The 17,586-nt window shown below is 50.9% G+C and carries 18 protein-coding genes; 8 read left to right on the top strand and 10 right to left on the bottom strand.

The window, feature by feature from the left end; translation table 11 throughout:
* Positions 1–144 precede the first annotated feature (144 nt).
* Positions 145–1,536, bottom strand: a complete 1,392-nt coding sequence (gene narK / locus ACJHW7_RS02760) for a nitrate transporter NarK (RefSeq protein ID WP_000019827.1) — start codon at positions 1,534–1,536, stop codon at positions 145–147.
* Positions 1,537–1,874: 338 nt separating this feature from the next.
* Between narK and narX the strand changes: the two genes are divergently transcribed.
* Entirely contained in the window at positions 1,875–3,671 is a 1,797-nt protein-coding gene (gene narX / locus ACJHW7_RS02755; RefSeq protein WP_000918060.1) for a nitrate/nitrite two-component system sensor histidine kinase NarX, read from the top strand.
* A complete protein-coding gene (gene narL / locus ACJHW7_RS02750; RefSeq protein ID WP_000070491.1) occupies positions 3,664–4,314 on the top strand; it encodes a two-component system response regulator NarL in 651 nt (216 codons plus the stop codon). The genes narX and narL overlap by 8 nt, the downstream gene beginning before the upstream one ends.
* Here narL and ychO read toward each other — a convergent pair whose 3' ends face one another.
* The gene (gene ychO / locus ACJHW7_RS02745; protein WP_000086213.1) at positions 4,315–5,709 is read right to left on the bottom strand and encodes an inverse autotransporter invasin YchO; all 1,395 of its coding nucleotides are present in this window, start codon (positions 5,707–5,709) and stop codon (positions 4,315–4,317) included.
* A gap of 184 nt (positions 5,710–5,893) precedes the next feature.
* Between ychO and ychN the strand changes: the two genes are divergently transcribed.
* Complete coding sequence (ychN, locus tag ACJHW7_RS02740) at positions 5,894–6,247, top strand: DsrE/F sulfur relay family protein YchN (protein ID WP_001169669.1); 354 nt, start codon at positions 5,894–5,896, stop codon at positions 6,245–6,247.
* A gap of 43 nt (positions 6,248–6,290) precedes the next feature.
* Here ychN and chaC read toward each other — a convergent pair whose 3' ends face one another.
* Positions 6,291–6,986: a glutathione-specific gamma-glutamylcyclotransferase gene (gene chaC / locus ACJHW7_RS02735; protein ID WP_001297117.1), complete on the bottom strand. Its 696-nt coding sequence runs from the start codon at positions 6,984–6,986 to the stop codon at positions 6,291–6,293.
* 157 nt (positions 6,987–7,143) lie between these two features.
* Positions 7,144–7,374 carry a putative cation transport regulator ChaB gene (gene chaB / locus ACJHW7_RS02730; RefSeq protein ID WP_001146442.1) on the bottom strand — a complete coding sequence of 77 codons (231 nt, stop codon included), beginning with the start codon at positions 7,372–7,374 and terminating at the stop codon, positions 7,144–7,146.
* Between the two features lie 269 nt (positions 7,375–7,643).
* Between chaB and chaA the strand changes: the two genes are divergently transcribed.
* Positions 7,644–8,744, top strand: coding sequence for a sodium-potassium/proton antiporter ChaA (gene chaA / locus ACJHW7_RS02725; RefSeq protein WP_001295620.1), 1,101 nt, complete (start codon positions 7,644–7,646; stop codon positions 8,742–8,744).
* A gap of 404 nt (positions 8,745–9,148) precedes the next feature.
* The gene (locus tag ACJHW7_RS02720) at positions 9,149–9,256 is read left to right on the top strand and encodes a type I toxin-antitoxin system toxin Ldr family protein (protein ID WP_000170965.1); all 108 of its coding nucleotides are present in this window, start codon (positions 9,149–9,151) and stop codon (positions 9,254–9,256) included.
* Positions 9,257–9,404: 148 nt separating this feature from the next.
* On the opposite strand, the gene kdsA is transcribed toward ACJHW7_RS02720, so the two are convergent.
* Genes kdsA through hemA form a run of 6 tightly spaced genes read right to left on the bottom strand, consistent with a single transcriptional unit; the run spans position 9,405 to position 14,710 of the window.
* Positions 9,405–10,259 carry a 3-deoxy-8-phosphooctulonate synthase gene (gene kdsA, locus ACJHW7_RS02715; RefSeq protein ID WP_000811065.1) on the bottom strand — a complete coding sequence of 285 codons (855 nt, stop codon included), beginning with the start codon at positions 10,257–10,259 and terminating at the stop codon, positions 9,405–9,407.
* A 35-nt stretch (positions 10,260–10,294) separates the two neighbouring features.
* The gene (gene sirB1, locus ACJHW7_RS02710; protein ID WP_001257044.1) at positions 10,295–11,104 is read right to left on the bottom strand and encodes an invasion regulator SirB1; all 810 of its coding nucleotides are present in this window, start codon (positions 11,102–11,104) and stop codon (positions 10,295–10,297) included.
* A gap of 3 nt (positions 11,105–11,107) precedes the next feature.
* Positions 11,108–11,500, bottom strand: a complete 393-nt coding sequence (gene sirB2, locus ACJHW7_RS02705) for an invasion regulator SirB2 (RefSeq protein WP_000200378.1) — start codon at positions 11,498–11,500, stop codon at positions 11,108–11,110.
* Positions 11,497–12,330 (bottom strand): peptide chain release factor N(5)-glutamine methyltransferase, encoded by an 834-nt coding sequence (prmC, locus tag ACJHW7_RS02700; protein WP_021556728.1) that lies wholly within the window; start codon positions 12,328–12,330, stop codon positions 11,497–11,499. Before prmC ends, sirB2 begins: the two co-directional genes overlap by 4 nt.
* The gene (gene prfA, locus ACJHW7_RS02695; protein ID WP_000804726.1) at positions 12,330–13,412 is read right to left on the bottom strand and encodes a peptide chain release factor 1; all 1,083 of its coding nucleotides are present in this window, start codon (positions 13,410–13,412) and stop codon (positions 12,330–12,332) included. Before prfA ends, prmC begins: the two co-directional genes overlap by 1 nt.
* Before the next feature lie 41 nt (positions 13,413–13,453).
* On the bottom strand, positions 13,454–14,710 hold the full coding sequence (gene hemA / locus ACJHW7_RS02690) for a glutamyl-tRNA reductase (protein WP_001307737.1): 1,257 nt from the start codon (positions 14,708–14,710) through the stop codon (positions 13,454–13,456).
* Between the two features lie 213 nt (positions 14,711–14,923).
* Between hemA and lolB the strand changes: the two genes are divergently transcribed.
* The 3 genes from lolB to prs all read left to right on the top strand — a co-directional run bounded on the left by lolB (position 14,924) and on the right by prs (position 17,496).
* Positions 14,924–15,547 carry a lipoprotein insertase outer membrane protein LolB gene (lolB, locus tag ACJHW7_RS02685; RefSeq protein ID WP_001130692.1) on the top strand — a complete coding sequence of 208 codons (624 nt, stop codon included), beginning with the start codon at positions 14,924–14,926 and terminating at the stop codon, positions 15,545–15,547.
* Positions 15,547–16,398 (top strand): 4-(cytidine 5'-diphospho)-2-C-methyl-D-erythritol kinase, encoded by an 852-nt coding sequence (gene ispE, locus ACJHW7_RS02680; protein ID WP_001260333.1) that lies wholly within the window; start codon positions 15,547–15,549, stop codon positions 16,396–16,398. The genes lolB and ispE overlap by 1 nt, the downstream gene beginning before the upstream one ends.
* Positions 16,399–16,548: 150 nt before the next feature.
* Positions 16,549–17,496 carry a ribose-phosphate diphosphokinase gene (gene prs, locus ACJHW7_RS02675; RefSeq protein WP_001298109.1) on the top strand — a complete coding sequence of 316 codons (948 nt, stop codon included), beginning with the start codon at positions 16,549–16,551 and terminating at the stop codon, positions 17,494–17,496.
* Positions 17,497–17,586 lie beyond the last annotated feature (90 nt).

Here is a 17,586-nt window from a genome sequence, read left to right as displayed (position 1 = left end):
AGGAGTATTCCCCATGGGTAACATATTAATGGCTCTTAATGAAATCCGGCGAAATAAACCATATAACATTAGTATGTTGTAACTAAATGACGCATAAAAAAAGCGCGACATCATGCCGCGCAAAGGATAATCAAATATTAAGATTTATTTTTTAGAATGCCGACCATATACCGCCCAGGTAATCACTACGCAGGCGATATAGAAAATCAAAAATACCTTCATTGCGCCGACTGGCGAACCCGTTAATGCCAGCGAGCTACCAAACGCTTTCGGGATAAAGAAGCCACCAATCGCGCCAATCGCAGAGATGAAACCCAGCGCCGCCGCCGTGTCGGTTGCCGCTTCACGCATCGCACGTTCGTCAGAACCCCCTTCTGCTTTCACGCGATCCATTGTCAGTTTACGGAAGATCACTGAAATCATCTGGAAAGTGGAACCACTACCCAGCCCAGCTGTCAGGAACAGCGCCAGGAAGACCGCGAAGAACGCCATGAAGCTTCCGCCCTGCCCGTCAGTCGGTAAGGTCAGGAACAGCAGGCCGCTGAAAATCGCCATCAGAATAAAGTTCACCAGCGTGACACGAGTTCCGCCCAGACGGTCAGATAATGCACCACCTGCAGAACGCGCCAGCGCACCAATAAACGGCCCGAAGAAAGCGTATTGCAGAATCTGAACATCCGGGAACTGCGTTTTTGACAGCATCGCAAAGCCCGCGGAGAAGCCGATAAAGGAGCCGAAGGTTGCCAGATACAGCAGGCTCATAATCCACAGATGACCCCGTTTGAGTACCGGCAACTGCTCCTTGATGGAGGCTTTCGAGGTAGCAAGATCGTTCATGCCAAACCACGCCGCAATGGTGAAGATGGCAAGGAACGGCACCCATATCCAGGACGCATTCGCCAGATACAGCTCAGTCCCATCCGGCTGTTTGACGCCCTGGCTACCAAATACTGCGAAAATCGACAGTGATACCACCAGCGGAGCAACCAACTGCATAACGCTAACGCCCATGTTGCCCAGACCACCATTCAGGCCCAGCGCGCCACCCTGCTTCTGTTTCGGAAAGAAGAAGCTGATGTTTGCCATACTGGAAGCGAAGTTCGCGCCAGCAAAGCCGCACAGCAGAGAGATGATGATGAAGACGCTATAAGGCGTGGAGGTATCCTGCACGGCAAAACCCAGCCAGACACAAGGAATAATCAGAATACCGGTGCTGAACGCCGTCCAGCGACGACCACCGAAGATAGGAACCATAAAGGAGTATGGAACACGTAATAACGCGCCAGAAACCGAAGGCAGCGCAGTCAACATAAATAGCTGATCGGTCGTAAAATTAAAACCGACTTTCGGTAAGTTCACCGCAACAGCGCTGAACAACATCCATACGCAAAACGCCAGCAGCAGACAGGGAACGGAAATCCACAGGTTGCGGCTGGCAATACGTTGACCGCGTTGTTGCCAGAACGCAGGATCTTCCGGTCGCCAATCTGTAATGACAGCTCCAGTAGCCCTTTCGGGGGCGGATGAGTGACTCATAGACACCTCTGATACTCGTTTCGATGTCTGCCACCTTAGTGTCTGTAGCTAAAGGCAATTTGATGTAAATCAAACGATAAGATAACTTTATCTATCATTGATATTTATCATTACCCATAGTGAGTACAGTGATTTCATAAAAATTATGAGATTTTTCACGGTGCTGTAGAATCCCTACCCTTACCGATGTAAAGCGACTAACCACACGGCAAATAAGGAGTAACTCTTTCCGGGTATGGGTATACTTCAGCCAATAGCCGAGAATACTGCCATTCCAGAATGTATCGTCACATTCATTAAGGTTATTGCTCATTTAAAGCCTGAAGGAAGAGGTTTACATGCTTAAACGTTGTCTCTCTCCGCTCACCCTGGTTAATCAGGTTGCGCTTATTGTGTTGCTTTCTACTGCTATTGGACTGGCAGGGATGGCGGTTTCTGGCTGGCTGGTGCAAGGCGTTCAGGGCAGCGCCCATGCGATCAACAAAGCGGGATCGCTGCGCATGCAAAGTTACCGTCTGTTGGCAGCAGTGCCATTAAGCGAGAAAGACAAGCCCTTAATTAAAGAGATGGAACAAACGGCATTTAGCGCCGAGTTGACTCGAGCAGCAGAACGAGACGGACAACTGGCGCAATTACAGGGTTTACAAGATTACTGGCGTAATGAACTGATCCCTGCGCTGATGCGTGCACAAAACCGAGAAACGGTGTCAGCGGATGTCAGCCAGTTTGTTGCCGGGCTTGATCAGCTGGTATCTGGTTTTGACCGCACCACGGAAATGCGCATCGAGACAGTGGTACTGGTCCATCGGGTAATGGCGGTATTTATGGCACTTTTACTGGTGTTCACTATTATCTGGTTGCGGGCGCGACTGCTACAACCGTGGCGGCAACTGCTGGCAATGGCGAGTGCCGTCAGTCATCGCGATTTTACCCAACGCGCAAACATCAGCGGGCGCAACGAAATGGCGATGCTTGGAACTGCGTTGAACAATATGTCTGCAGAACTGGCCGAAAGTTATGCCGTACTTGAGCAGCGGGTTCAGGAGAAAACCGCCGGGCTGGAGCATAAAAATCAGATCCTCTCTTTTTTATGGCAGGCTAACCGCCGTTTGCATTCCCAAGCCCCGCTGTGTGAACGCCTGTCACCTGTACTCAACGGCTTACAGAATTTAACCCTGCTACGTGATATCGAACTGCGGGTTTATGATACTGATGATGAAGAGAATCATCAGGAGTTTACCTGCCAACCAGATATGACTTGTGATGATAAAGGCTGCCAGCTCTGCCCGCGCGGCGTATTACCCGTTGGTGATCGCGGCACAACCCTGAAGTGGCGGCTGGCTGACTCTCATACGCAGTACGGTATTTTGCTGGCGACCCTGCCGCAGGGGCGTCATCTTAGCCATGATCAACAACAACTGGTGGATACCCTGGTTGAACAACTCACCGCCACGCTGGCGCTGGATCGCCATCAGGAACGTCAGCAACAGTTGATCGTGATGGAAGAGCGTGCCACCATTGCGCGCGAACTGCATGATTCTATTGCCCAATCTCTCTCTTGCATGAAGATGCAGGTGAGTTGTTTACAGATGCAGGGCGATGCGCTGCCAGAAAGCAGCCGCGAACTGTTAAGTCAGATCCGTAACGAACTGAATGCATCCTGGGCGCAGTTGCGTGAATTGCTCACCACATTCCGCTTGCAGCTCACCGAGCCTGGATTACGTCCGGCGCTGGAGGCGAGTTGCGAAGAGTACAGCGCCAAATTTGGCTTCCCGGTGAAGCTGGATTATCAATTGCCGCCTCGCCTGGTGCCTTCGCATCAGGCAATCCACTTGTTGCAAATTGCCCGTGAGGCATTAAGTAACGCCCTCAAACACTCGCAAGCGAGTGAAGTCGTGGTGACGGTGGCGCAAAACGATAATCAGGTCAAACTGACCGTCCAGGATAACGGCTGCGGCGTGCCTGAAAATGCCATCCGCAGCAATCACTACGGCATGATAATAATGCGCGACCGTGCGCAAAGTTTACGAGGCGATTGCCGCGTCCGCCGTCGTGAATCAGGTGGCACCGAAGTGGTGGTCACCTTTATTCCCGAAAAAACTTTCACAGACGTCCAAGGAGATACCCATGAGTAATCAGGAACCGGCTACTATCCTGCTGATTGACGATCACCCGATGCTGCGAACTGGCGTAAAACAGCTTATCAGTATGGCACCAGATATCACCGTGGTTGGCGAAGCGAGTAATGGCGAACAGGGTATTGAACTGGCGGAGTCTCTTGATCCCGATCTGATCCTGTTAGATCTCAATATGCCCGGCATGAACGGTCTGGAAACGCTGGATAAACTGCGCGAAAAGTCCCTCTCAGGGCGCATTGTGGTATTCAGCGTCTCTAACCATGAAGAAGATGTGGTCACCGCACTGAAACGCGGCGCGGATGGCTATCTGTTAAAAGATATGGAACCGGAAGATCTGCTGAAAGCATTGCATCAGGCAGCTGCTGGCGAAATGGTATTAAGCGAAGCATTAACGCCTGTTCTGGCCGCCAGCTTGCGTGCTAACCGTGCCACTACTGAGCGCGATGTTAACCAGTTAACCCCACGCGAGCGCGATATTCTCAAGCTGATTGCCCAGGGTTTGCCGAACAAGATGATTGCCCGCCGCCTGGACATCACCGAAAGCACAGTAAAAGTGCACGTCAAGCACATGCTGAAGAAAATGAAGCTCAAGTCTCGCGTGGAAGCAGCGGTATGGGTGCATCAGGAGCGCATTTTCTGATTACGGTTCCCAGCGCAGTTCGTCGTTTGACAATGCATCGAACGGTTCGACAAGCGTTAGCGTGATCTCATTGGAGGAGACACGCTGCCCCTGGTTATCTTCCACCACCACAGACAATCGCCAGTGATTGCTCGCCCTTTCCCCGTTCTGCCAGTCAGGCATGATCAGCGTCCAGCCCTCCGCGCTGTTGGCTTGTGCGCCCGGCGTCAAACTTAATATCTGCGTATCGCCCTGCCAAATCAGTTGCCGAATACCGTAACGACTGCGGATTTGTAATTTCAGCGGCACTGTTTCGCCAGGTTTTAGATCCCACGGCGGTGTCGCCAGAAACACCGTTAACGTTTTTCGCTGTCGGTACTCAAGAGTCGGTAGATTATTTCGCTGCGGATTGTCATAGCGACTACCACGTAACGACTGACTTTCGGCAACCTCACCCGCAGAAAGTTGTTTTTTGAGCGGTACACCAAAGCGGTAATTAAGATTCAGCCCGAGGTTATTTTGATTCTCGCCACTTTCACCCTGTTTATGCTGGGCCGTCACAGTGACTAATGGCACAGGGGTGTAATTTAATCCCAGACTCAACGCGACGGGATTGTGATAACCCGTACCAGAGTTAAACAAATCAACACGATCACCAAAATACTGTTCTACGCTGACACTGGTATTGAGGTGTTGATAGAACGGCATGCGCATCCGGGCTGTCAGGTCATACCCGCGCGCCATCCGTTGTTCCTGCGTGGCTGTCTGTTCATGCCATGCAGCAAACGGCTGATAAAAGTTTGCCGATAGTCGCAAATATTCGCCCCACGCTTCGGCACCAAAGCCCGCTCGCTGAAGATTTTCGTCCAGCAAGTTGTCATAAAAAGTGTTATAACCCACCAGCCAGTTGCCGCGCGCCCAGCGTTGCCCAACGCCCACATTGCTCACCAACCCATCATCCTGCTGAGTAAGACCAAGCTGGCTCCAGGTGAGATAACGATCATTATCTTGTAACGGCACAAACCAGCTTCCACGACTGCCGGTGAAATGTCCTTCGTTATCCACTTTGACGTCAACACTGGCATTTCCCCACGGTGATAGCCAGGACTCTACGTGCTGATTAACCTGTTGACTAAGCGCGTCGCGGACTTTTCCCAATGCGAAAGCTTTTGCCTGCTCGCCAGTATCCAGCCCGTTATCATTCATACTGGTTTCGCCGAAATCTTTCACAATTTCAGCAAAGTGTTTTTCCCCATCATGATTTTCGGGAGCCATGCCTAAATCCGGCAGACCATCATTGTTATTATCAAAGGGATTTGCCGCTTTTTGCTCGAAGGTAGATTGTGCGTTAGCTGTACCGCCTGCTACAAGCAAGAGTAAATAAAACGGGATAATGCGAGGAACGAAACGGCTCAAAACGTCGGTAACTTCCGGTAATAATGAAAAACCATAGCCTTAAAGAATAACGATTACTGGCAACTTTTGTCGTATTTTCTCGCGCTTTCAGGAAAATCCTTAAAAATGTGACCGATTGGTCAGACGCTGCAGAAGCAGTAAGATAGAAGATGAATGTCTAATTCCCTGAATACAGGAGTAAATAATGCAAAAAATCGTGATCGTTGCCAATGGCGCACCTTACGGGAGCGAATCCTTGTTTAACAGCTTGCGGCTGGCCATTGCGTTACGAGAGCAGGAGAGCAATCTGGATCTGCGTCTGTTCCTGATGTCTGATGCGGTCACAGCCGGGTTGCGCGGGCAAAAACCAGGGGAAGGCTACAACATTCAGCAAATGCTGGAGATCCTTACCGCTCAGAATGTACCGGTGAAATTGTGCAAAACCTGTACCGACGGGCGCGGGATTAGCACACTTCCTCTTATTGATGGGGTGGAAATCGGTACTCTTGTGGAACTGGCGCAATGGACGCTGTCAGCCGATAAAGTGCTCACATTTTAATGTTTGAGGGGGCGTCTGACGCCCCACTATGAGGGAAGTTTACTCAGGCGAATCCCGGCCGTAACACACCATCCGGATAATTCTCCGCCAGCAGTTTTTTTACCGATACCAGCAAATCATTCAGCCCATCGTCCTGCATTCCCAGTTTGATAAGCTCCTGTTCCAGTGAAAACAGGTATTGTGCGTTGGTTCCCAGCGGACCGCTCGCCGCCGCAATCAACGGCGCGATGACCTGAGCGCGAGTGTCAGATTCATATTCTGGATGTCGCGGGTCCATAATAAACACAATGGCGTTTACTGTGCATCCATCATCAAGATCAAGCTGACACCAGGTTGGCAGATAACAGCCGGTAATCATCTCGCGCTTCCACAACAGGGTTAGTTCCTGCTCCAGCGTCTCTTCTGGCAGTCGATAGGCGACGCCTGTAGTGCGTCCGCCCTCTTTCAGTGCAAGCATCCGTCCCGGCTGGTGCGCAGTCCCGCGCCCGGCGGTCAGGCGCAGGCAAAACGCGCGATGCCATCCAACCAGTGTACCGGTGCACGACTCGGTAAACTCCAGTGCCGGATTCCACATCAACGATCCATAACCGAAGATCCACACCGGTCCCTCATCAGGTCGACAAGCCAGCGTCGCCGCCAGCGAAGCCGCCCGTTGCTCTGCTGACCATAAGAGTGATTCTTCAATGGCACCAAATGCCGTTTTACAATCGGCATTCATCAAGAAATCACGCGTTATCACCTTACACCTCCGCCACTGCATACTTCCCTGCGACAACTTTTTGGTGTCTTCCGGACATTTTTACTGCTCATTTTGAAACCACTAACGGGACAATATGCAATCCACGGACCACTTGCAAGGCAACACCGCACGAATAGCTTTAACTAAGCTACCGGTTTTACGATTTTTTATGCCATTTATCATCATCCCCTTTGGCATATTCATGCTTCACAGCAGCCCAGGCCACTTTATGCGCGGTTTCTTCGCGACTGGCGTCATCACGCCGATCGTCTTTATCTTTATATTGATCCCATGCGCTGTTGAACGCTTCTTTATAGATATCCTGGGCATGAGACGGTAGAACGTGCTTTACGCTTTCCGGCAGATCGCTTTTCGTTTTATACGGCATCGTTGACTCCTTTTACAAAGTTGAACATTAAGTGTGGTCAACAATATCTACTCTTGCCAAAACATAAGAATTTTCATGTCAGACTGTTCTTAAGAAACGCTAAAACAAACATTGTCTAAACGTAATACTTATTTTTATGTCCCAATGAGTAAAAAATCGACAGTGGGGTAAAAATTCGTAAAATGTTACCGATATCCAGACACTTTCTGTTATTTTTCCTACCTATTTTTTACATTTTCGATAAATTCATCTGCAAAGGGATAACCATAATGTCAAATGCTCAAGAGGCGGTAAAAACCCGCCACAAGGAGACTTCGCTTATTTTCCCGGTTCTGGCGCTGGTAGTGCTGTTCCTGTGGGGAAGCAGCCAGACACTACCAGTGGTCATTGCCATCAATCTTCTTGCGCTTATTGGTATTTTAAGTAGCGCCTTTAGTGTTGTCCGTCATGCGGACGTATTAGCCCATCGCCTGGGAGAACCTTACGGTTCGCTTATTCTTAGCCTTTCAGTGGTTATTCTTGAAGTCAGTTTGATTTCAGCTTTAATGGCAACCGGCGACGCCGCGCCAACGCTAATGCGTGATACGCTCTATTCAATCATTATGATTGTTACCGGTGGGCTGGTTGGCTTTTCATTATTGTTGGGCGGTCGTAAGTTTGCCACCCAATATATGAATCTGTTTGGTATCAAGCAGTATTTAATTGCGCTGTTCCCCCTGGCGATAATCGTACTGGTATTTCCAATGGCTCTGCCTGCGGCGAATTTTTCAACCGGTCAGGCGTTACTGGTAGCATTAATTTCTGCGGCAATGTATGGCGTATTTTTGCTGATCCAGACCAAAACGCATCAAAGTTTGTTTGTCTACGAGCACGAAGATGACAGTGATGACGATGACCCGCATCACGGTAAACCGTCTGCCCATAGCAGCGTGTGGCATGCTATCTGGTTGATTATCCATCTGATTGCCGTTATTGCAGTCACCAAAATGAATGCCAGCCCGCTGGAGACATTGCTCGACAGCATGAATGCCCCTGTCGCCTTTACTGGCTTCCTGGTGGCTCTGTTGATTCTGTCGCCGGAAGGTTTAGGTGCGTTAAAAGCAGTGTTGAACAACCAGGTCCAGCGCGCGATGAATCTGTTCTTTGGTTCAGTGTTAGCAACCATTTCGCTTACCGTACCTGTCGTCACGCTAATTGCCTTTATGACGGGTAACGAATTACAGTTTGCACTTGGTGCGCCAGAAATGGTGGTGATGGTGGCCTCTTTAGTGCTGTGCCATATCTCCTTCTCCACCGGACGTACTAACGTGCTCAATGGCGCAGCGCATCTGGCACTGTTTGCCGCCTATTTGATGACGATATTTGCCTGACAGTTATATCTCCTCCGATGACGGAAATCGGGGGAGATAAGATAAATTCCTGCTTATTGTATTTCTTCATACTACCTGGACAGCTCGTTAATCAGAATTGCGAGCCTGTACCACAACCTGCACGAAACCACTGCAACAGCTGTTGAAAAGCCGGAATGTACTCTTTATTGCAAACATTTCAGGGATGAAGTGAAGATGAATTGAGACGTAGTATCCACACCAAGCCGGAATTATCCGGTGAGGCGCAATGTTGCGGGGGCTTTATCCCTGGTGGCATTGGTTGCTGGAAAGAGAAAACCCCCGCACGTTGAGAGGTAAAACCTGACAACAAAACGGGGGCTAATCTTGAAACCAGACACTTCAAGAATAGCCGCAAAATGTTGTCATTACAACAAGGCGGCTATATGACGCTCGCGCAGTTTGCCATGACTTTCTGGCACGACCTGGCAGCACCGATCCTGGCGGGGATTATTACCGCAGCGATTGTCAGCTGGTGGCGTAACCGGAAGTAAGGTGAAAACGGGCGTCAGGCTGCCGTGATGGCAATATGCGCCCGAAACCGGCCGCAGGGGTAACAGCCTGCGGCCTTTTTTGTATCTGGCACCCATGAAAAAAGTCTTAACGCAGAACGCTAAGACTTTATTTTTCAAGCAAAAAAGATTACTTGCTGGTATCCAGTTCTTCGAAACCTTTCACCAGATCATCAATCGCTTTCATCTGCTTGAGGAACGGTTCCAGTTTAGCCAGCGGCAGCGCGGATGGACCATCACATTTCGCATGTTCCGGATCCGGATGCGCTTCAATAAACAGCCCCGCCAGACCTACCGCCATACCGGCTCGTGCCAGCTCAGCCACCTGAGCACGACGACCACCGGAAGCTGCGCCAAACGGATCGCGGCATTGCAGTGCGTGGGTCACGTCGAAAATCACCGGCGAGTTACCAGACACTTTCTTCATAATGCTGAAGCCCAGCATATCGACAACCAGGTTGTCATAGCCGAAGTTAGCACCACGATCGCAAAGAATCACTTTTTCGTTGCCGCCTTCTTTGAATTTATCAACGATATTACCCATCTGTCCCGGGCTGACAAACTGTGGTTTCTTGACGTTAATTACCGCACCGGTTTTCGCCATGGCTTCAACCAGGTCAGTCTGGCGAGCAAGAAACGCCGGCAACTGAATCACATCCACGACATCAGCAACGGGCTGTGCCTGACTTGGTTCGTGAACGTCGGTGATAATTTTCACGCCAAAAGTCTGCTTCAACTCCTGGAAGATTTTCATCCCTTCTTCCAGGCCCGGTCCACGATAAGAGTGGATGGAGGAGCGGTTGGCTTTGTCAAAAGAGGCTTTGAACACGTAAGGGATACCCAGTTTCTGGGTCACAGTTACGTAGTGCTCGCAAATGCGCATCGCCAGATCGCGAGATTCCAGCACGTTCATACCGCCAAACAGTACGAACGGCAGGTCATTTGCTACGTTGATGTCGCCAATGCTAACCACTTTTTGTTTCATAGGATCGCCTTAATCTTGAGTAAAATGTCGATTAATTAATGCAGCACAATATGTTTATGCGCGATGTTATTTATTTGCGCACGGATCATTTCGCTGATCGGGTCTTCCGGACACTGTTCAACGAAATAACTTAAATCGTTCAACGCAACGTGTTCGCAATCCAGTTGCGCATAAATCAACCCGCGATCGCGAATTTCATAGGGATCTTCAGGGTTGAATTGTAATAAAGCTTCGCTGGTGCGTAACGCCAGCTCCATCTGATTTTCTTCCATCAACGAGGCTTTGAGTGTATCCAGCAATTTGCGGATTACCTCAATGTTATCAGCTTCATCAAGGTCTTCATAAAACAGTTCCGCCGACGGGCTGATATTTCCCTTTAACCATACGTCCAGCATATGTTCGCTTAACGATTCACCGTTAAAAGGATTAATCAGCCAAATTTCGCCATCCGGACATTCAATGCGCAATATCAGCTGCGTAGGGAAAATCACCGGCAGCAGCGGCAAATCGAGACGATTCGCGACCCATAATAAAACCGCACCTAATGATACCGCACTGCCCTGTCGATTCTTTAACACCTGGTCCAGCCATAATGCATCGGAAAGACGATAAACGCCGCGTGAGGCTTTAAATCCCCAGTCGCCGTAAAACAGCGCGATCAGTTTTTCCAGCTGCTCTTCTAAAGGCAGAAGCTGGCTGATTTCTTCCTTCGCCAGACTAACGAGACGCTCCAGTTCGTCGTAAACATCTTGCGAGGGAAAATCGCGGCGGATTGCTTCGCAAGCCAGGATCATGCCTTCGCACAATGGCGCTTTATTAAATTCGAAATCAGCTAACGATCTCATGACTTACCCCAGTAACGGTACTTTTGTGGTGGCGAGTTTAATGATGATGTACAGCACCACCAACGCCAGCGGGAAGGCAATAATGCGCGCCTGCTGACTGTGCATACGACGATAATCGAGTGCAATAAAACCCAAAACGATATAAATGATAACTCCAAACAGCTTTTCAGTCAGCCACTGTGCCTGCCCGGAAAATGGCAGGATGTGCGCTTTAGCCATCAACGCAATGCCGCTTAACAATAACACCGTATCGACAACCGGCGGCACAATGCGCGTCCAGCGAGCAAATGCCTGTGGATGCTTCTGATAACGTAGCCAGAAACGTAAGGTTAATAGCCCAACAGAAAGCGCGATACTAATAAGATGAACACTAAGCAGTGTAGAAAAACTTGTCATTGATAATAGCGGCCGAGCGTTACGCGCTCGTTATCACCATAGTCACGGCAGGTTTCGACGTCATGATACCCCGCGAGGATAAATGCTTGTCGCACCGCTTCGCCCTGCTGCCAGCCATGTTCCAGAAGCAGAAAGCCGCCGGATACCAGCGCGTTACGCGACTGTTCGATGATATGCACGATGTCTGCCATTCCACTGTCTGCCGCAACCAGCGCAGTGAGCGGCTCAAAGCGGACATCGCCTTGTTGAAGATGTGGGTCCTGCTCGTCAATATACGGCGGATTGCTGACAATCATCGCAAACTGCTGCCCGGCTAGCGCGCTAAACCAGTCGCTTTGCAGAATGTGGATATTTTTGATCGCCAGATGCTGGGCATTACGTTGTGCCAGGGAGACAGCATCAGGCATACGATCTACAGCGATAATTTCGCAGTCCGGGCGCTCGCTAGCCAGCGCAAGCGCAATCGCCCCGGTACCCGTCCCGAGATCAAGAATACGGCAAGGTTGTTCAGGCAACCGCGCCAGTGCCTGCTCCACCAGACACTCCGTATCCGGGCGCGGAATTAAGGTCGCTGGCGAAACAAATAACGGCAACGACCAGAATTCTCGCACCCCGGTTAAATGAGCAATGGGTTCACCATCGCGACGACGTGTCAGTAGCGCATCAAGTTGCTGACATTGTTCGTCAGTCAGCTGCGTTTCACCAAAGGCGAGAATAAAAGTACGCCCTCTGCCGGTAACATGCTCCAGCAGGATTTCAGCATCACGCCGCGGGCTTTCGCTCGCCTGAAGTTGGCTTATTGCTTCACGTAACCAGTATTGATATTCCATTATTCCTGCTCAGACAACGCCGCCAGTTGGTCGGCCTGATGTTCCTGGATAATCGGTTCAATCAGCATATCCAGCTTACCTTCCATCACTTCATCCAGGCGGTAGAGCGTCAGGTTGATGCGGTGATCGGTAACGCGCCCCTGCGGGAAGTTGTAAGTACGGTTACGGTCGCTGCGATCGCCACTCCCCAGCAGGTTACGACGGGTAGACGCTTCGGCCTGTTGCCGTTTTGCCATTTCAGCAGCGTGGATGCGAGCACCGAGTACAGAAAGTGCTTTAGCTTTGTTTTTATGTTGTGAACGTTCGTCCTGACATTCAACAACAATCCCGGTCGGCAAGTGAGTAATACGAATTGCCGAATCGGTGGTGTTAACGTGCTGACCACCCGCCCCTGACGAGCGGAAAGTATCAATGCGTAAATCTGCTGGGTTGATGTCCGGCAGTTCTGCGTCAGGCAGTTCTGGCATTACCGCAACGGTACAAGCAGAAGTATGAATACGACCCTGCGATTCCGTAGCAGGAACACGCTGCACGCGATGACCGCCAGATTCAAATTTCAGACGACCATACACACCATCACCGCTAATTTTGGCGATGATCTCTTTATAACCACCATGTTCACCCTCGCTGGCGCTCATGATTTCTACCCGCCAGCGGCGGGCTTCGGCGTAACGGCTGTACATACGGAACAGATCGCCTGCGAACAGCGCTGCTTCGTCGCCGCCGGTTCCGGCACGGACTTCGAGGAAGGCGTTACGTTCGTCATCAGGATCTTTTGGTAGTAATAGAACCTGTAATTGCTGTTCCAGTTGCTCGCTTTTTTCTTTAGCTTCGCGCAGTTCATCCTGCGCCATCTCACGCATTTCAGGATCGTCGAGCATCATCTGTGCGGTTTCGATATCTTCCTGAACCTGTTGCCAGTCGGTAAAACAGCGCGAAACATCACTTAACTGCGCATATTCGCGTGATAATGCGCGAAAACGTTCCTGGTCGGCGATAGTTTGCGCGTCACCCAGCAACGCCTGAACTTCTTCATGGCGTTCATGCAGGGCTTCCAGTTTGGCAACGATAGAAGGCTTCATAGGCGTAAATGCACCCTGTAAAAAAAGAAAATGATGTACTGCTACTCCAGCCCGAGGCTGTCGCGCAGAATATTCAGGCGTTCGTTATCCCCGTCACGGGCGGCCTGTTGAAGTGATTTCGTTGGCGCATGGATCAAGCGGTTAGTCAGCTTCCATGCCAGATCCTGCATAATGGCTTGCGCGTCGCCGCCCTGCTCAAGGGCCGCTAACGCTTTGGCGGTTAACTCATCGCGAACTTGCTCTGCCTGGCTGCGATACTCGCGAATGGTTTCGCTGGCGCTTTGTGCTCGCAGCCACGCCATAAATTCGCTGGTTTCCTGAGCGACAATAGTTTCCGCCTCAACCGCTGCGGCTTTACGCTGCGCCAGGTTGTGCGAAATGATGCTTTGCAGATCATCAACGCTATAAAGATAAGCATTCGCCAGTTTGCCAACTTCCGGCTCAACATCGCGCGGAACGGCAATATCCACCAACAGCATTGGTTGGTTGCGACGGCTTTTTAATGCGCGCTCCACCATGCCTTTCCCGATAATCGGTAACGGGCTGGCGGTGGAACTGATGATGATATCGGCTTCGTGCAGACGTTCGTCGATATCACTCAGGGCAATCACTTCCGCGCCGACTTCATCTGCCAGAATTTGGGCACGTTCGCGAGTGCGGTTGGCGATAATCATCTTCTGTACTTTATGTTCGCGCAGATGACGCGCTACCAGCTCGATGGTTTCGCCCGCGCCTACCAGCAACACTGTGACCGTAGAGAGCGATTCAAAGATCTGCCGCGCCAGCGTACAAGCCGCAAAAGCGACAGACACAGCGCTGGCACCGATATCTGTTTCAGTGCGAACGCGTTTCGCTACAGAGAAAGATTTCTGGAACATGCGTTCCAGTTCGCTGGCCTTCATATGGCCTTTTTGCGAATCGGCAAACGCTTTTTTAACCTGACCGAGGATCTGCGGCTCCCCAAGAACCAGTGAATCCAGGCCGCTGGCAACACGCATTAAATGGCTAACCGCGTCGTTATCCTGATGCCAGTAGAGGCTTTTACGCAGATCTTCTTCATTAAGATTGTGATAATCGCAAAGCCAGCGGATTAACGCCTCTTGCAGGTTATCCTGCTCTTCAACGCTAAGATAAAGTTCCGTGCGGTTGCACGTCGACAGCACCACGCCGCCCTGCACCATCGGCTGCGCAAGCAGGCTGTCAAGCGCCTGATCGAGCTTATCCGGCGAAAACGATACACGTTCTCGCAGCGATACAGGTGCCGTTTTATGGTTGATACCGAGTGCTAAAAGGGTCATGTCTGCGGGAAATAATACCAACGTTGATAGGGTTAGTCTGCTTGCATCATACAGGATGCGTAAGATCAATAAAAGAGAGCGCCCCCTTTTGGAGTAATTGCCGAAAGCCGTTAGATTCTGGCAATTAAGACAACTTGAACATAGACGATAGCGGACGGTAACGCTAGCATTAAGGGTTATAACTGCAACGTATCTCAAGGACTTGTCATCACTATGCCCCTGCCCGATTTTCGTCTTATCCGCCTGCTACCGCTGGCTGCTCTTGTGCTCACTGCCTGTTCCGTTACCACGCCCAAAGGTCCTGGCAAAAGCCCGGATTCGCCACAATGGCGTCAGCATCAGCAAGACGTGCGCAATCTTAATCAGTATCAGACTCGCGGCGCGTTCGCTTATATTTCTGACCAACAAAAAGTGTACGCCCGCTTTTTCTGGCAGCAAACCGGCCAGGATCGCTACCGTCTGCTGCTCACTAACCCATTGGGCAGCACGGAACTGGAGCTGAATGCTCAACCGGGTAACGTGCAGTTAGTCGACAATAAAGGTCAGCGTTATACCGCCGATGACGCCGAAGAGATGATTGGCAAATTGACTGGAATGCCAATTCCGCTCAACAGCTTGCGCCAGTGGATTTTAGGTTTACCGGGTGATGCAACCGACTACAAACTGGACGACCAGTACCGCCTGAGCGAAATTACCTACAGCCAGAATGGCAAAAACTGGAAGGTTGTTTATGGTGGTTATGACACCAAAACGCAACCTGCGATGCCAGCCAATATGGAACTCACCGACGGTGGTCAACGCATCAAGTTAAAAATGGATAACTGGATAGTGAAATAATGCGGACACAGTGGCCCTCTCCGGCAAAACTTAATCTGTTTTTATACATTACCGGTCAGCGTGCGGATGGTTACCACACGCTGCAAACGCTGTTTCAGTTTCTTGATTACGGCGACACCATCAGCATTGAGCTTCGTGACGATGGGGATATCCGTCTGTTAACGCCCGTTGAAGGCGTGGAACATGAAGATAACCTGATCGTTCGCGCAGCGCGGTTGTTGATGAAAACTGCGGCAGACAGCGGGCGTCTTCCGACGGGAAGCGGTGCGAATATCAGCATTGACAAGCGTTTGCCGATGGGCGGCGGTCTCGGCGGTGGTTCATCCAATGCCGCGACGGTCCTGGTGGCATTAAATCATCTCTGGCAATGCGGGCTAAGCATGGATGAGCTGGCGGAAATGGGGCTGACGCTGGGCGCAGATGTTCCTGTCTTTGTTCGGGGGCATGCCGCGTTTGCCGAAGGCGTTGGTGAAATACTAACGCCGGTGGATCCGCCAGAGAAGTGGTATCTGGTGGCGCACCCTGGTGTAAGTATTCCGACTCCGGTGATTTTTAAAGATCCTGAACTCCCGCGCAATACGCCAAAAAGGTCAATAGAAACGTTGCTAAAATGTGAATTCAGCAATGATTGCGAGGTTATCGCAAGAAAACGTTTTCGCGAGGTTGATGCGGTGCTTTCCTGGCTGTTAGAATACGCCCCGTCGCGCCTGACTGGGACAGGGGCCTGTGTCTTTGCTGAATTTGATACAGAGTCTGAAGCCCGCCAGGTGCTAGAGCAAGCCCCGGAATGGCTCAATGGCTTTGTGGCGAAAGGCGTTAATCTTTCCCCATTGCACAGAGCTATGCTTTAAGCCGGGCAAGCTGAGTTTCGGTGACAACGTCACCTTGTTCCAGACGTTGCATCGCGCTCTTTAATACACCGCCTGGAAAGGATCATGCCTGGCCCGCACAGTTTTCGGCAGATTCTTTCCACCAATGGACGCATGCCTGAGGTTCTTCTCGTGCCTGATATGAAGCTTTTTGCTGGTAACGCCACCCCGGAACTAGCACAACGTATTGCCAACCGCCTGTACACTTCACTCGGCGACGCCGCTGTAGGTCGCTTTAGCGATGGCGAAGTCAGCGTACAAATTAATGAAAATGTACGCGGTGGTGATATTTTCATCATCCAGTCCACTTGTGCCCCTACTAACGACAACCTGATGGAATTAGTCGTTATGGTTGATGCCCTGCGTCGTGCTTCCGCAGGTCGTATCACCGCTGTTATCCCCTACTTTGGCTATGCGCGCCAGGACCGTCGCGTCCGTTCCGCTCGTGTACCAATCACTGCGAAAGTGGTTGCAGACTTCCTCTCCAGCGTCGGTGTTGACCGTGTGCTGACAGTGGATCTGCACGCTGAACAGATTCAGGGTTTCTTCGACGTTCCGGTTGATAACGTATTTGGTAGCCCGATCCTGCTGGAAGACATGCTGCAGCTGAATCTGGATAACCCAATTGTGGTTTCTCCGGACATCGGCGGCGTTGTGCGTGCCCGCGCTATCGCTAAGCTGCTGAACGATACCGATATGGCAATCATCGACAAACGTCGTCCGCGTGCGAACGTTTCCCAGGTGATGCATATCATCGGTGACGTTGCAGGTCGTGACTGCGTACTGGTCGATGATATGATCGACACTGGCGGTACGCTGTGTAAAGCTGCTGAAGCTCTGAAAGAACGTGGTGCTAAACGTGTATTTGCGTACGCGACTCACCCGATCTTCTCTGGCAACGCGGCGAACAACCTGCGTAACTCTGTAATTGATGAAGTCGTTGTCTGCGATACCATTCCGCTGAGCGATGAAATCAAATCACTGCCGAACGTGCGTACTCTGACCCTGTCAGGTATGCTGGCCGAAGCGATTCGTCGTATCAGCAACGAAGAATCGATCTCTGCCATGTTCGAACACTAATCGAACCCGGCTCAAAGACCCGCTGCGGCGGGTTTTTTTGTCTGTAATATCCATTTGTATGACCTATGCCTCCTTCACCTGCCATTTAGT

It is taken from the genome of Escherichia sp. WS1152 (assembly GCF_046487665.1).
GTDB classification, from domain to species: domain Bacteria; phylum Pseudomonadota; class Gammaproteobacteria; order Enterobacterales; family Enterobacteriaceae; genus Escherichia; species Escherichia coli.
Note: the sequence above shows the minus strand (reverse complement) of the source record. Positions and strands in the feature narration are given on the sequence as shown.

Excerpts from the sequence above, each read along its gene's own strand:
- narK (WP_000019827.1), bottom strand. The coding sequence starts at position 1,536 with ATGAGTCACTCATCCGCCCCCGAAAGGGCTACTGGAGCTGTCATTACA.
- narX (WP_000918060.1), top strand. The coding sequence starts at position 1,875 with ATGCTTAAACGTTGTCTCTCTCCGCTCACCCTGGTTAATCAGGTTGCG.
- narL (WP_000070491.1), top strand. The coding sequence starts at position 3,664 with ATGAGTAATCAGGAACCGGCTACTATCCTGCTGATTGACGATCACCCG.
- ychN (WP_001169669.1), top strand. The coding sequence starts at position 5,894 with ATGCAAAAAATCGTGATCGTTGCCAATGGCGCACCTTACGGGAGCGAA.
- chaB (WP_001146442.1), bottom strand. The coding sequence starts at position 7,374 with ATGCCGTATAAAACGAAAAGCGATCTGCCGGAAAGCGTAAAGCACGTT.
- chaA (WP_001295620.1), top strand. The coding sequence starts at position 7,644 with ATGTCAAATGCTCAAGAGGCGGTAAAAACCCGCCACAAGGAGACTTCG.
- ACJHW7_RS02720 (WP_000170965.1), top strand. The coding sequence starts at position 9,149 with ATGACGCTCGCGCAGTTTGCCATGACTTTCTGGCACGACCTGGCAGCA.
- kdsA (WP_000811065.1), bottom strand. The coding sequence starts at position 10,259 with ATGAAACAAAAAGTGGTTAGCATTGGCGACATCAACGTAGCAAATGAC.
- sirB1 (WP_001257044.1), bottom strand. The coding sequence starts at position 11,104 with ATGAGATCGTTAGCTGATTTCGAATTTAATAAAGCGCCATTGTGCGAA.
- sirB2 (WP_000200378.1), bottom strand. The coding sequence starts at position 11,500 with ATGACAAGTTTTTCTACACTGCTTAGTGTTCATCTTATTAGTATCGCG.
- prmC (WP_021556728.1), bottom strand. The coding sequence starts at position 12,330 with ATGGAATATCAATACTGGTTACGTGAAGCAATAAGCCAACTTCAGGCG.
- prfA (WP_000804726.1), bottom strand. The coding sequence starts at position 13,412 with ATGAAGCCTTCTATCGTTGCCAAACTGGAAGCCCTGCATGAACGCCAT.
- hemA (WP_001307737.1), bottom strand. The coding sequence starts at position 14,710 with ATGACCCTTTTAGCACTCGGTATCAACCATAAAACGGCACCTGTATCG.
- lolB (WP_001130692.1), top strand. The coding sequence starts at position 14,924 with ATGCCCCTGCCCGATTTTCGTCTTATCCGCCTGCTACCGCTGGCTGCT.
- ispE (WP_001260333.1), top strand. The coding sequence starts at position 15,547 with ATGCGGACACAGTGGCCCTCTCCGGCAAAACTTAATCTGTTTTTATAC.